10 protein-coding genes are annotated in these 13,291 nt (G+C 74.0%); 4 read left to right on the plus strand and 6 right to left on the minus strand.

Going from position 1 to position 13,291, the window contains the following annotated elements:
- Positions 1-11 precede the first annotated feature (11 nt).
- Positions 12-740 (plus strand): PEP-CTERM sorting domain-containing protein, encoded by a 729-nt coding sequence (locus FJ694_RS18095; RefSeq protein WP_157268649.1) that lies wholly within the window; start codon positions 12-14, stop codon positions 738-740.
- On the opposite strand, the gene FJ694_RS18100 is transcribed toward FJ694_RS18095, so the two are convergent.
- The 3 genes from FJ694_RS18100 to FJ694_RS18110 all read right to left on the minus strand — a co-directional run bounded on the left by FJ694_RS18100 (position 722) and on the right by FJ694_RS18110 (position 5,413).
- Positions 722-3,319 carry a PKD domain-containing protein gene (locus FJ694_RS18100; RefSeq protein WP_157268650.1) on the minus strand — a complete coding sequence of 866 codons (2,598 nt, stop codon included), beginning with the start codon at positions 3,317-3,319 and terminating at the stop codon, positions 722-724. The two genes, FJ694_RS18095 and FJ694_RS18100, sit on opposite strands and share 19 nt — an antisense overlap.
- Before the next feature lie 187 nt (positions 3,320-3,506).
- Positions 3,507-4,541, minus strand: coding sequence for an isocitrate/isopropylmalate family dehydrogenase (locus FJ694_RS18105; protein ID WP_157268651.1), 1,035 nt, complete (start codon positions 4,539-4,541; stop codon positions 3,507-3,509).
- The gene (locus FJ694_RS18110) at positions 4,538-5,413 is read right to left on the minus strand and encodes a nucleotidyltransferase family protein (protein ID WP_157268652.1); all 876 of its coding nucleotides are present in this window, start codon (positions 5,411-5,413) and stop codon (positions 4,538-4,540) included. Before FJ694_RS18110 ends, FJ694_RS18105 begins: the two co-directional genes overlap by 4 nt.
- 106 nt (positions 5,414-5,519) lie before the next feature.
- Here FJ694_RS18110 and FJ694_RS18115 point away from each other — a divergent pair, with 106 nt between their 5' ends.
- The gene (locus tag FJ694_RS18115) at positions 5,520-6,431 is read left to right on the plus strand and encodes a metallophosphoesterase family protein (protein ID WP_157268653.1); all 912 of its coding nucleotides are present in this window, start codon (positions 5,520-5,522) and stop codon (positions 6,429-6,431) included.
- A gap of 22 nt (positions 6,432-6,453) precedes the next feature.
- On the opposite strand, the gene FJ694_RS18120 is transcribed toward FJ694_RS18115, so the two are convergent.
- Positions 6,454-7,707 (minus strand): glycoside hydrolase family 1 protein, encoded by a 1,254-nt coding sequence (locus tag FJ694_RS18120; RefSeq protein WP_157268654.1) that lies wholly within the window; start codon positions 7,705-7,707, stop codon positions 6,454-6,456.
- Between the two features lie 70 nt (positions 7,708-7,777).
- Complete coding sequence (locus FJ694_RS18125; protein WP_157268655.1) at positions 7,778-8,536, minus strand: acetoacetate decarboxylase family protein; 759 nt, start codon at positions 8,534-8,536, stop codon at positions 7,778-7,780.
- Positions 8,537-8,695: 159 nt separating this feature from the next.
- On the opposite strand from FJ694_RS18125, the gene FJ694_RS18130 reads away from it, so the two are divergent.
- Together FJ694_RS18130 and FJ694_RS18135 are read left to right on the plus strand one after the other, a co-directional pair.
- On the plus strand, positions 8,696-10,141 hold the full coding sequence (locus FJ694_RS18130) for a hydroxysqualene dehydroxylase (protein WP_157268656.1): 1,446 nt from the start codon (positions 8,696-8,698) through the stop codon (positions 10,139-10,141).
- Positions 10,142-10,296: 155 nt separating this feature from the next.
- Complete coding sequence (locus FJ694_RS18135) at positions 10,297-11,340, plus strand: hypothetical protein (protein WP_157268657.1); 1,044 nt, start codon at positions 10,297-10,299, stop codon at positions 11,338-11,340.
- Between the two features lie 164 nt (positions 11,341-11,504).
- Here FJ694_RS18135 and FJ694_RS18140 read toward each other — a convergent pair whose 3' ends face one another.
- Positions 11,505-13,199, minus strand: a complete 1,695-nt coding sequence (locus tag FJ694_RS18140; protein ID WP_157268658.1) for a PAS domain S-box protein — start codon at positions 13,197-13,199, stop codon at positions 11,505-11,507.
- Between the last annotated feature and the right edge of the window lie 92 nt (positions 13,200-13,291).

The following is a 13,291-nucleotide window of genomic DNA, read 5'->3' on the forward strand; positions in this document are numbered from 1 at the left end:
AGGAGCCCACCATGAACCGTACCGCCCTGCGCGCCGCCGCCACGGCCGCGCTGCTGCCGCTGGCCTGCGCCGGCGCCCATGCCGCCGCCACGGCCTACACCAGCCGGGCCGCCTTCGCCGCCGACGCCGGGCCGCTGCGCGTCGAGACCTTCGAGGGCTTCGCCACCGGCGCCACGCCGGGCGGGTTGCCCGCGCTGGGCATCACGCGCATCGAGGCCCTCACCGGCATCGGCGACGCGACGCAGGCCACGGTGGGGTCCTCGCAGAGCCTGCCCTTCCCCCTGTTCCGCGCCGCGCTGCCTTCGGGCACGCAGTTCCTGAGCAACCCGCTGGACGAGTCCGGGCGCTTCGCCACCGGCGCGCTGGTGTTCACGCTGGAGCGGCGCGTGCGCGCGGTGGGCGCCTTCATCGCCGACGACGCGCCGCTGGGCGGCTTCGAGATCGACGCCTACAAGAACGGCGAGCGCGTGGCCAGCGTGCGGCTGGCGCCGCGCACGCTGCCCGACTCCTTCGCCGGGCTGCGCGCCGACTGGGGCTTCGACGCCTTCGTGCTGCGCGCCGCCCACCCCGACGACTCCTGGGGCCTGGACGACCTGCAGCTGGCCGCGCCGGTGCCCGAGCCGGGCGGCTGGGCGATGCTGGCGGCGGGTCTGGGCGCGGTGAGCATGGCGGCGCGGCGGCGCGGCAGGGGCGCCGCCGGCGCCAGCTGCCGCCGGCCGCCTCAGCGCACCGCCACGTAGTACCGGGCCAGGCTGCTCAGCGGCACGTTCGAACCCGTCTGCACCACCATGACGTGGGCGCCGCCGGCGCTGTGGAAGATCCGCAGGCCGTAGCTCTGCTGCTCGTTGATCAGCGGCAGCGCCAGGTCGGCGTCCTGGAACAGCAGCGGGCCCGTGAAGCGCATGTAGGCGGCGGGATAGCTGGGCGTGTAGGGATAGACGTCCGAGCCGGGCGTGAACTGCAGCACCAACGCCTCCTCCGCGGCCGACGAATGGCTGAAGCCCAGCATCGACGTCACGCCGGTCAGCCGGCCCGCGTAGCGCAGCGTCGCGGCGTCGAAGTAGGTGCCGGCAGAGGTGAACACCAGGCTCTGGTCGCCGGCGAGGTACAGCGGCGTCTGCATGTCGTAGTCGCCGTGGTAGGGCGAGTCGCCGGTGGTGGTGACGAGGTGGGTGGCCGGGACGAAGCTGAAGTAGTTGATGTCGCTGGGCGACGACCCCTGCGGCATGAAGAACACCTTGTCGAGCCGATCGGCCAGCACGCCGTACTGGGTGCCGTAGAAGCCTGCGCCGCCGTAGGGCACCTTTTGCACGATGCGCGCGCCGGTGCGGGCATTGAAGGTTGCGACCGGGTCCTCGACCCACTGGCCGCCGGTCTGACCGATCAGGTGCACGATGCCGGCGTTGGTGACGAAGGCATCGGTCTGCGCGCCGCCGGTGGCGAAGGTCTTGATCACGGCGGCGGTGCCCACGTCCACGAGGCTGAAGCGGCCCTCGTAGAGCACGCCGGCGAGCAACCCGTCCGGGCTCAGGCTCAGCGCCTTGACGGCGGCGGGCAGCGCGACCGAGCGAACGGAGCCCGCGAAGGGATCGACGATGCGCAGCACGTTCGCACCCCACGCGGGCGCCATCACCAGCCGGTCCAGGCCGACGCTGTAGCGCGCCAGCCCCGGCACGAAGTTCAGCGCCACCGCATTGCGGAACTGCGCCAGCGCGCGCACGGTGACCCTGGCCCGGCTCGATGAGCGGCCGTCGCTGACCCGCACGGACAGCACGTAGGTGCCGGCCAGGTCGGGCTGGAAGGACGCGTCCGCCGCCGCCGCGCTGGCCACGGTGGCGGTGCTGCCGGCGGGCTGGGCATCCAGCGTCCAGGCGTAGGTGAGCGCATCGTCGTCGTCATCGAAGCTGGAGGCGGCCGACAGGGCCACCGCCGTGCCCGCGAGCACCGTGAGATTGGAGCGCTCGACCACGGCCACGGGCGCATGCGTGCCGAAGTCCAGCGCCACGGTCTGCTCGGCGAAGGCGCCCAGGCGGTCGGTCACGCGCAGCCGGAACTGGTAGCGGCCCTCCACGTCGGGCGTGAAGGTGGGCGACACGGCGCTGGTGGAGGACAGCGCCGCCTTGCTGCCGGCCGGGCGCGACACGATGCTCCAGGCATGGGTGAGCGCGTCGCCGTCCGCATCCGAGCTGGCGTCGCCGCGCAGCGTGACGGTGGTGCCCACGGGCAGCAGCCTGTCCGGCGCGCCCGGCACGGACTGCGGCGTGGCGTTGGTGCCGACGCTGACCGTGGGGCGGCGGTTGTTCACGCGCACCGTCGTGGTGTGGACGCTGCGCGCGCCCTTGGCGTCGGCGGCGGTGAAGGTGACGACGTAATCACCCAGGCGGTCGGGGCGCAGCAGCGTGGAGTTGCCCGCGGAGCTGCCCAGCGTGGCGGTACTGCCGCCCGGGCGGCTGGTCAGCGTCCAGGTCTTGGTGAGGGCGTCGCCGTCGGCGTCGGACGCGGTGGCATTGAGCATCACGTCATAGCCCACCGAGGCCGCCACGGTTGCCTTGCCGGCCTCGGCCGTCACGTTGCCCACGGAGCTGACCACCACGGCGGTGGGCGCGCGGTTGGCGACGTTGAAGGGATAGACCGTCTCGAAGGCCGCGCCGACGGGGTCCACGCCGCGGACCTTGACCTGGTAGGTCCCCACGGCATCGGCCGTGAAGCGGGCGGTCTTGCCCGTGACGGTCAGGGCGGCGGTGCTGGCGGCGGGCTTGCTCAGCAGGGTGAAGCTGACCGTGACGGCCTGGCCGTCCGGGTCCTTGCTGCCGCCGGCATCCAGCACGACGGCGGCGCCCACCGTGGCGCTGGTGGCGACGGCCGTGACCGCCGAGGCGGTGAAGGCGGCGGACACGGACACGCTGGGCACGGGCGCGCGGTTGGTGACCTGCACCGCCACCGTCTGGGTCGCGCTGGCGCGGCCGTCGCTGACCTGCAGCGCGTATTCGTAGGTGCCGGCCACGTCCGGCGTCCACTCCAACTGCGCCTGCGTGGAAGAGGCCGGGGCCTTGCCGCCCGCGGGCTGCTTGCGCAACGTCCAGCGGTACGTCAGCGCGTTGCCGTCCGGATCCCTGCTGGCCGAGCCGTCCAAGCGCACCGTGCCGTTGAGGGAAGCCACCAGGGCCGAGCTGGTCGCGGTCACGTCGCCGCTGACCATCGCGGCGACTTCGGGCGCCTGGTTCGCGTGGGTACCTTCGCTGCCATCGCCGCCACCGCACGCCGCCAGCAATGCCGCGAGCAAGCCGGCGGCCAAGCCGCTCCTGAGCCGTTTCTGCATGACCTCCCCCTTCTCCGAATGGCGTCGTCGCCCGGTCCATCGGCGAGACGTTATGTTTCAGATTGTAAAGGAGAGGATCCACGCCGGGACGCGGCGGCAGGCGCGCACGCGTGCCGGCGCCGGCGCTGGCGCCGGACACGCCACGAGCCGGGCCTTCGCTGCCCGGGCAGCGAAGGCCGTGCGGCCGTCAGCCGTTGCGGCTCAGCCGCGCCACCAGCGCCCGCGTGTACTCCTGGGTGCCGGCCTGGCCGCCGAGGTCGCCGGTGCGCACCTGGTCGAGGTTAAGCGTGTCGTCGATGGCCTCGCGCAGCCGCGTGGCCTTGTCGCCCAGCTTGACGTGGTCGAGCATCTGCGCCGCGGCCAGCAGCAGCGCCGTCGGGTTGGCCAGGCCCTTGCCCGCGATGTCGGGCGCGCTGCCGTGCACGGCCTCGAAGATGGCTGCGTCCGCACCGATGTTGGCGCCCGGCGCCATGCCCAGCCCGCCCACCAGCCCGGCGGTGAGGTCGGAGAGGATGTCGCCGAACAGGTTGGTGGTGACGAGCACGTCGAACTGCCAGGGGTTGAGCACCAGCTTCATGGCGCAGGCGTCCACGATCATGGTGTCCATCTCGACGCGCCCGGCGTAGCGCTCGGCGTGCATCTGCTGCGCCGTCTCCAGGAAGATGCCCGTGAGCGCCTTCATGATGTTGGCCTTGTGCACCACGGTGACCTTCTTGCGGCCCAGCGCGATGGCGTGCTCGAAGGCGTATTCGAGGATGTGGCGGCAGCCCTGGCGGGTGTTGATGCCGGTGGCCATGGCCACGGCGTGCGGGTCGTCGTCGATCTGCACGTAGTGCTCGTGGCCGATGTAGAGGCCCTCGAGGTTCTCGCGCACGAGCAGGATGTCGATGTTGTCGTAACGGCCGCCGGGGATGATGGTGCGCGCCGGGCGCACGTTGGCGAAGAGCCGGAACTCCTCGCGCAGCCGCACGTTGGAAGAGCGCCAGCCGCCACCCGAGGGCGTCTCCAGCGGCCCTTTCAGCGCCAGCCGCGTGCGCCGGATGCTGTCGAGCGTGGCCTGCGGCAGCGGGTCGCCCGCGGCCTGCACGCCGGCGGCCCCGGCCACCTGGCGGTCCCACTCGAAGGGCGAGCCCAGCGCATCGAGCACCGCCACGGCGGACTCGACGATCTCGGGGCCGATGCCGTCGCCGGCGATCAGGGTGGCGGGAATGCGCGTGCTCATGGGGCTTGTTCCTTCCTCGACGGTTCTTGATCCGGGGCGTCCTTGTCGGGCGGGCTGTCGATGGCGGCCGTCCAGGCCGCGATCTCCGCCTCGCTCATCGTACCGGCGGGCTGGAGCCGCGCGTCGCCGGCGCCGTGCTGCAGGTCGGGCAGGTACTGCTCGCGCGACAGCAGGGTGCCCTGGCAACGGCCCGAGGCCGGCGGCGGCGTCAGCAGCTCGGCCTGCAGCCGCTGCAGCAGCTCGTGCATCACCCACGCCGGGACGCGGTCGCGCTCGTCGGGATAGATGAAGCCGAAGAGCACCAGGTGCGCCAGCAGCACGCGCCAGTGCGCCTCGGCGCGCTGCATCAGGTGCGGCCAGTCCAGCGTGGGCGCGCAGGCGCGCAGCACGTGCGCCACGTCGGCGCCGTCGTAGCGCTCGCGCTCCATGATGTAGGCCTTGGACCAGACCATGTCCTCGGCCGACATGGTGCGCACCGTGCGGCCCAGGATGGTGTCGCTGCCCGCGCGCTCGAACCAGCCGTCGTCCACCGCGTTGAGCCCGTTGGCCGAGGCGAAGATGAGGTCGATGAAGAAGGGCCCGCTGTAGACCTTGCCCAGCCAGTGCGGGAAGGTCAGCTCGGTGTGCAGCCCGCTGCCGGCGAGCACCTGGCCGAGCCGGTCGAAGTCGGCGCGGCGCAGGAACAGGTCCAGGTCCTTCGTGGGCCGCTCCACGCCCGTGAGCCCGGCCAGCGCGAAGGCGCCGCCCACCAGGAACGGGATGCCGGCGTCGTCCAGGGCCTGCAGCACCTGCACGTAGAAGGGCTCGGCCCGCGGGTCGAGCGCGGTGGCGCTGGCCGCCGGCGGCAGCGGCGAATGGGCGGTCGATGTCATGGGCGCACCGGGCAAGGCCCGTGCCTTGCTCCGGGCCGGCACCGGGCTGCGGCCGCGCGCGGCCGCAGCCCCCGCATGCATTCCGTCATCGAAGGAGGACACCGGCATGTCCCTGCCATCCGAGCCCGGCCATTCCGCGGCATCCCAGCCACCACAACACCAGCAGCAGCAGCCATCCCAGGCGTCCGCGCAGCCCGCGGGTCCGTCCCATCAACCCGCGCCGCAGGGTGCCGCGGCCACCGGCGGCAACGGCCACGCCGGCGTGCTGCGCTTCGCCGCCGTGGGCGACCTGCACGTCACCAAGGACTCCGCCGGCCAGTTGCGCCCGTTCTTCGCCCAGGCCTGCGAGGCCGCCGACGTGCTGCTGCTGTGCGGCGACCTCACCGACTACGGCACCAGCGAGGAGGCGAAGGTGCTGGCCGAGGAGCTGGCGCACGTGTCGGTGCCGGTGGTGGCGGTGCTGGGCAACCACGACTACGAGTCCGGCCAGCCCGAGGAGGTGGCGCGCATCCTCAAGGGCGCCGGCGTGCGCGTGCTCGACGGCGAGGCCGTGGAGATCATGGGCGTGGGCATCGCCGGCACCAAGGGCTTCTGCGGCGGCTACGGCCGCGGCGCGCTCGGGCCCTGGGGCGAGCAGGCGATCAAGAGCTTCGTGCAGGAGGCGCTGCACGAGACGCTGAAGCTGGAGTCGGCGCTGGCCAAGCTGCGCACGCCCGACAGGATCGCGCTGCTGCACTACGCGCCCATCGTGGGCACGGTGCAGGGCGAGCCGGTGGAGATCTTCCCGTTCCTGGGCACGAGCCGGCTGGAGGAGCCGCTGATCCGCTATCCCGTGAGCGCCGTCTTCCACGGCCACGCGCACCGCGGCTCGCCGGAGGGCAAGACCGTCAACGGCACGCCGGTGTTCAACGTGGCCATGCCGCTGCTGCGCCACCACTATCCGCAGCAGCCGGCCTTCCGGCTGCTGGAGCTGCCGCGGCCGGCGGCGCCGGCGCAGCCGGGCGCGGGCGCGCACTGACGCCCGGCCCCGGGACGGCGCGTCAGGCCCAGTCCCGGTCCGGCCTGGGCTTCATGGCCCGCGCCGCGCGCACCACGTCGTCGAGGTCCACCGGGTCGCTGAAGGGGTCCGCGTCGAGCACCGTGACGCGGTTGAGCAGCCGCTGCCAGCGGTGCAGCTCCTCGACGCAGGCGGCATCGGGCACGCGGTGCAGGCTGCCGTCGGCCTGCGGCTGCAGGTCGCACAGCCCGTTGTGCAGCCACTCGCCGGTGTGCCAGTCGGGCATGTCCACGCCGGGGAAGAGGCACACGCCGTGCAGGTCGATGCCCCGGTCCACGGCCGCCAGCGACTCCTGCATCACGTCGCGCAGCCAGTCCTCGCGCCCGTGGCCCAGGCCGCTGGTTTCCGAGATGACCATGGGCCGGCCGTAGCGGCGCCAGATGCCGTGCAGCAGCTCGCACAGCGGCCGGATGCGGTCGTCGTCGGGCGCCAGCGCCTGGTGCGGGCCCTGCTCGCGGTACTCCATCTGCCCGAAGGCGTAGCAGTTGCAGCCCACCACGTCGAGCACTTCCGGGGCGCCGCCGAGCTCCGGGCGCAGGCGCCCGGCGAGCACGTCCCAGGCGTGGCAGGCGTCGTCCTCGCACTCGCGCCGCGCCGCCTCGGCCAGGTCGGGCCGGTCCCGCGGCGGCACCACGTGGATCAGCGGCTCGACGTGCAGCATGCGCGCTTCGGGCAGCACCTCGCGGATCGCCCTGACGCCGGCGACGGCCGCCGCGCACAGCGCGTCGCGCAGCGCGTACCGGCCCTCGCGGCTACGCCCGAAGGGACCCATCCAGCCCCACTCGCCGCCGGCGAAGCCCCAGAACGTGATCTCGTTGATGGGCGTGAAGAAGTGCGGGCCGCGCACGCGCGCCGCCACGTGCTCGGCCGCGGCGCGGCAGTAGGCGGCGAAGCGCGGCACGAACTGCGGCATGAACGGGTCCAGCCCGTCCGGATAGCCGTAGTGGCACAGGTCCCACACCGGCAGGATCTGCGCGGCGTTCATGGCCTCGATCACCGGCGCCAGGCCGGAGAAGTCGAAGCCCTCGGCGCCGCGGTCCACCAGCGGCCAGGGGATGCCCTCGCGCGCCACGGCGATGCCCACGCTGCGCAGGAAGGCGTAGTCCTGCATCGCGAAGCGGTCGTGCTGCGTCTCGGCCACGAGGTTGCGCCGGCCCTGGTCCTTCCACAGGAAGGTCGAGCATTCGAAGCCGGAAAGGAAGAAGGTGGGGAACAGGCCGGCGTGGGTGCTGCTCATGGCTGGGCTTTCGCGACGGGCGGGAATGGCGCCGCGGCGGCAAGCGGGGCGCCCGGCGGCGCCTCCCGGCTCAGCCCCCCAGCCGCCGCGGCCCGTACAGCAGCGCCTGCGCTTGCGGCACGACCTGGCTCCACAGCGCGCGCTCTCCGATGTCGAGTGCCCGCAGCGCGTCGGCCAGCGGTCCCCGGCCCAGCACCAGCCGCGCGCCGCCGCCCGGGTGCTCGCGCCAGCGTTCCTGGCGCAGGCGCAGCTCGCTGACCACGGGCACGCCCTCCAGCAGCGTGTGCGCCAGCAGCGACAGCTCGCGCGCCGGCCCGTGCCCTTCGGCATCGCGGCATTCCAGCGCCAGCGCCGGCGTGTCCGACCCGTCCTCGTGCAGCGCGCAGCGCAGCCGGCCCGCGCCGTCGTCGCGGCGCAGGTCGGCGACCCACTTCGGAAAGCCCGCCAGCCGCACGCCGCCGTCGCGGGCGCGCGCGGTGGTCACGGGCATCTGCCAGATGAAGGCTTCGAAGCGCTTCCTCAACAGGTTGCGCAGCGCCTGCCATTGCGGCACCGCGCCGTGCCCGACCGGCAGCACCACGGCCAGCTCGTCGTAGGCGCCCAGGTCGCCTTCGAGGTAGCGCACCGCGATCACGCCCAGCAGGCAGCGCCCCGGGCGCCAGGACAGCGGCTGCAGCACGCCAGCCATGGCGGCGGGCAGCAGCGCGCGCGCCGCGCCGGCGTCGGCGCTGAAGACGGCGGCCATGGCCGAGAGCGCGCGCAGCTGCAGCGGCAGCGGCTGCCCGCCGAGCGCCGCGCAGGGGTGACGGGAAACGTCGAGGAATGCCATGGCCGATGCTGCAGCAGCGGCCATGCCCTCAAGCCGCCATGGGAACACCGCTTGCCTTTGCCGCACCGGCACCGCGCGCGTGCCGGTGCCTGCCTGTGCCATGAGAAGTCCCCCGTTGAACCTGCCCGCCTGCCTGTCTCCCCACCAGGGAACCTCCCTTTGAGCGCCGCCGCCTATGACGCCGACGTGCTGATTGCCGGCGCCGGCGTGGCGGGCCTGGCTTGCGGCGCGGCGCTGGCCGATGCCGGCTTCAAGGTCGTGGTGCTGGAGCGCGACGCGCTGCCCGGCGGGCGCGCGGCGAGCTGGCCCGATCTCGTCACCGGCGACGTGGTGGACATCGGCCCGCACGTGCTCACCAGCGAGCACCGCAACTTCCTGGCGCTGCTGCGCCGCTGCGGCACCGAGGGCGAGGTCTGCTGGCAATCGCAGCCGCTGATCACGCTGCTCGACGCCGGGCGGCGCATCCCCGTGCCCGGCTCGCGGCTGCCGCCGCCGCTGCACGGGCTGCCGGCGCTGCCGAAGGTGCTGCGCTGCCTGGGCGTGCGCGACCTGCTGTCCAACGCGCGCGTGGCCTGGCACGCGGCGCGGCTCGACGAGGAGCGGCTGCAGGCGCTCGACGAGCTCGACGCCATGCGCTACCTGCGCGGCCTGGGCGTGAGCGACCGCAGCATCGAGTGGTTCTGGACCTCGGCCACCATGGCGCTGCTCAACGTGCCGCTGCAGCAGTGCTCGGCCGCGGCGCTGATGCGCGTGTTCCGGCTGATGCAGGGGCGCAGCGGCTACTGCTTCGGCTTTCCCCGCATCCCGCTGGCGTCGCTGTACGCGCCGGGCTGCCGCGCCCGCATCGAGGCCGCCGGCGGGCGCGTGATGCTGCGCTCGCCAGTGGCTCGGGTGCACGTGCGGGAGCGGCGCTTCCAGGCCTTCGAGCTGGAGGACGGCAGCCTGCTGCACGCGCCGGCGGCCGTGCTGGCGCTGCCGCCGCAGCTGCTGCGCAACGGCTTCGTCACCGCGCCCTGGCCGGCGGCCTCGCGCGCGGCGCACGCCTTCGAGCCCTCGCGCTACGTCAGCGTCTACCTGTGGCTGGACCGCCCGGTGGCGCGCGAGAACTTCTGGGCCCGCGCCTGGGCCACGCGCGACCTGCACACCGACTTCTACGTGCTCTCCAATTTCCGCCACGAGGCGCGCGGCACGCTGCTGGCATGCAACTCCATCCACGTGCGCCTGGCCTGGGAGTGGAGCGACGACGAGATCGTGCAGCGCACGCTGCAGGAGGTGGCGGACTTCGCGCCCGAAGCGGCTCAGGCGCGCCTGGTGCATGCCCGCGTGCACCGCATCCCGATGGCGGTGCCCTGCCCGCTGCCCGGCACCGAGTCCGCGCGGCTGCCCGCCGAGACGCCGTTTGCCGGGCTGTGGCTGGCCGGCGACTGGACCCGCACCGCGCTGCCGGCGTCCATGGAAAGCGCGGCGCGCTCCGCCGCCCTGGCGGCCGAGGGCGTGGCCGCCGCGCTGGGCCGGCCGCTGCAGCTGGCGCTGCCGGTGCCGGAAACCACCGGCGTGATGGCGCTGCTGCGCCGCCTGCCGGCGTCCCACCGGCGCCTGGTCTGAGCGCGCAGCCGCCGCGGCGCGGGCGGCGCCGCGGCAAGTTGCGCTGTGTCATGCCGGCGACAGGGCATATCGCCGGATCGGGGGATTGTGTTACACAATCGTGTCGTTGCAGTCAGTTACGACGGCAGCGCCAAAGACAAGAAGAGGGGGGACCCATGAGCATTGGAGGTCTCGGCATCAGCGCCCGGAGCGGCATGCAGCGCCTGCAGCCGCCGTTGCGCGAGGAATTGCTGCGCCAGGCCAGCGAGCGCCAGCGCGAGGGCACCGCCGCCGGCGAGTTGCAGCGGATGCGGCCCAGCTCGCCGTCGGCGGTCGCCGACACCGGCACCAACCTGCCCGGCTACCGGCTCACGGACGCCGACGGCAACGAGGACAACGACGCCACCGAGCTGCGCGCCGGCATCCAGGCGTCACTGCAGCAGCTCGAATCCACGCTGGCATTCGCGCGCCAGCGGGCCGGCGCCGCGGTGGATGCGGCGGAGAACCGCGACGCCGTCGCCGCCGCGCGTGCGACCGCGGCCGGCCGCCCGGGCGCCACGGATGCCGCGGCCATCGAGCGCGATGCCGCCGGCATGGCCGGGACTGCCGGCGCAGGTGCCGGCACCGCGGTGCGGAACGACGCGGACCAGGCCGCGGCGGGACGGGTCGTTCGCAACTTTCCCTGGCTGCCCAACGCCGCCAGCAACGCCGGGCCGAGCGGCGGACCGCCCGGCGCCGGCACCGGCACCCCCTTTGTCTCCGCCTCCGCCTCCGCTCCCGCCCCTAGAACCGAGCCCGCGCCGGCCGACGCGGCCCCGGCTCCGGCCACGACCGACACCGAAGCCGACGCCGTCGCAACGCCGGCACCGTCCCTGGCGCAGGACGCCGGCGCCACGGCGCGCGACGACGCGCTGCAGGGCCTGGCCACGGCCGACGCCGACGCCGACGGCGACCAGCGCCTGGACGCCGCCGAGGCCGCCACGCCGCGGGGCGCGCTGGGCAAGGCGCTGAACCCGGCGCTGACCGCGGCCGCCCCGGCGGCACCGGGCACGGCCGCCGCGGACGCCGCCTCGGCGTCGCCCTCGTCCGCGCTGCCGCTGCGCGAAGGCGGCCTGGACGCGCAGGCCGAGCGGCTGGCGGCCTGGATGGTGCAGCAGTACGCCGCCGCGGGCGGCCAGGCCGTGCCGGGCGTGGGCCAGCAGGTGAACACCAGCGCCTGAGCGGCGCGCCAGGCCAGACAGCGCGGCGCCGCGCCCGCCGCGCCCCGGTTCCCAGCCCGCGTGCGGCGGAAGGGGCTTCTCCTTCCTCCCCCGACCCTCGTCCCCTTCGACAGCGCCGGCACGCAGGGCTTTTTTATTCGTGAGGCGCGCGGCGCTGCCGGCGCTCAGCCTGCGGGCTGCGCCAGCGCCGCGTCCAGGTCCGTCAGCGGCAGCGGGCCTGCGTCCTCCAGCCGCTCCTGCGCGTGGCGCATGGTGCCGGTCCACACCAGCGAGCCGTCGGGCTGGGGCACCGGCGCGGCGCAGCGCACCAGGCACGGAAAGGTGGTCGAGCCGTCGGCGTGGCGGGCCGTCCAGTGCGCGGTCCACGCGCTGCGCTCGGCCGCGGAGCGCTCCAGGGAAACCAGCAGCGGCGCCAGCGCGGCCGGGTCGATGCTGGAGAACCACAGGTTGACGTTGCCGCGCAGCGCCTGCTCGTCCAGGCCCAGCAGCTGGGCCGACTTCGGGCTCATGTACGGGAAGTCGTAGCGCCCGTTCGGGCCGCGGCGCAGCTGGAACACCACGAAGGGCAGCTGCGCCGCGAGCTGCTCCAGGACATGCCCCTGGCGCACCGAGCGCTCGTCCTGCAGCCGCCGCTCCTCGCCGTGGCGCAGCAGCAGCGTCACGTCGCGCACGAAGGTGACGGTGCAGGGCCGGCCTTCGTAGACCAGGCTGCTGAGGCTGATGGTGGCGCTGAAGACGCTGCCGTCGCGGCGCAGGCAGCTCAGCGGCTGCGCCGAGGCGCTCATCGGGCGCGTCACCGGCGAGGCCTGGTGCAGCTGGCGCGAGCGCTGGTGCCGCACGCGCAGGCCCTCGGGCATGAGCCGCTCGACCTGCAGCCCGTCGAGCTCGCCCGCCCCGTAGCCGAACAGGACCTCGGCGCTGCGGTTGGCCTTGAGCACCAGCCCCGGCGCATCGACCACGAAGATGGCGTCGGGCGAGAGCTCGAAGAAGGCCGCGAACTGCGCCCGCGACGCCTCCAGTGCCCGCACCTGCGCGGCCTGGGCGCGGTTGACCTGCTCCAGCCGCTCCATGGTTTCGCGCAGCCGCGCGTTGGCCTGGAACTGCGCCCGCGACGCCTCCAGTGCCCGCACCTGCGCGGCCTGGGCGCGGTTGACCTGCTCCAGCCGCTCCATGGTTTCGCGCAGCCGCGCGTTGGCCTGGGTCAGGTCCTCGGTCAGTGCCTCCAGGCTGAAGGCGTGCTCGAAGGACTGCGTGGCCAGGAACACGCGCAGGATGCCGTAGCCCAGCACCGAGCAGCCCGCGGCGAAGATGGCATGCGCCAGCCACCACTGGTGGTTCCAGGGCCGCGCCAGGATGAAGGCCAGCGACGCGAAGGCGAACCAGGCGAAGGCCAGCGCCGCGTACTTCATCAGCGGCGAGTGCAGCCCGCGCCGCGCCTGCACGCCCAGCGCCACCACGTACAGCGCGATGGCGCCGCCCTCCATGCCCAGCCGCAGCGCCGGCATGCGCGCCAGCGGCGAGTACGCCAGCACGCCCACGGCCACGTTGAGCGCCAGGAACAGGCCGAACCAGCGCAGCCACCAGCGCGTGTCCTCGCGCCGCGCCGGCGGGTCGGGCGGGACGCCGAAGCGCAGCAGCCCGGCGAGCAGGCACGCGCCCATGACCACGCGCGAGGCCGGGCCGTAGAGGATGAACAGCCACAGGTTGTGGTGCGCCAGCGGGGTGAAGAAGCCGTGCAGCGAGTACACCAGCGTGAAGCCGGCGAAGGCCAGCGTCACCCAGCGCAGCAGCGCCTCGCCCGAGCGGTGCCAGCAGCGCCAGGCCACCCAGCCGATGAAGCCGCCTTCGAGCGTGGCCACGCCGATGGCCACCTGGTGGAAGAGGTGGTCCTCGAAGCGCAGCGCCGGGTCCTGGAACCACTGCAGGTAGGCAATGGGCAGCAGCGGCAGCA

It is taken from the genome of Azohydromonas aeria (genome assembly GCF_009760915.1).
Classification (GTDB): Bacteria; Pseudomonadota; Gammaproteobacteria; order Burkholderiales; family Burkholderiaceae_C; genus Azohydromonas; species Azohydromonas aeria.

Bases quoted from the DNA above. Each gene is read 5' to 3' on its own strand.
- FJ694_RS18105 (WP_157268651.1), bottom strand. From the start codon at position 4,541: ATGAGCACGCGCATTCCCGCCACCCTGATCGCCGGCGACGGCATCGGC.
- FJ694_RS18125 (WP_157268655.1), bottom strand. From the start codon at position 8,536: ATGGCATTCCTCGACGTTTCCCGTCACCCCTGCGCGGCGCTCGGCGGG.
- FJ694_RS18110 (WP_157268652.1), bottom strand. From the start codon at position 5,413: ATGACATCGACCGCCCATTCGCCGCTGCCGCCGGCGGCCAGCGCCACC.
- FJ694_RS18120 (WP_157268654.1), bottom strand. From the start codon at position 7,707: ATGAGCAGCACCCACGCCGGCCTGTTCCCCACCTTCTTCCTTTCCGGC.
- FJ694_RS18100 (WP_157268650.1), bottom strand. From the start codon at position 3,319: ATGCAGAAACGGCTCAGGAGCGGCTTGGCCGCCGGCTTGCTCGCGGCA.
- FJ694_RS18135 (WP_157268657.1), top strand. From the start codon at position 10,297: ATGAGCATTGGAGGTCTCGGCATCAGCGCCCGGAGCGGCATGCAGCGC.
- FJ694_RS18095 (WP_157268649.1), top strand. From the start codon at position 12: ATGAACCGTACCGCCCTGCGCGCCGCCGCCACGGCCGCGCTGCTGCCG.
- FJ694_RS18115 (WP_157268653.1), top strand. From the start codon at position 5,520: ATGTCCCTGCCATCCGAGCCCGGCCATTCCGCGGCATCCCAGCCACCA.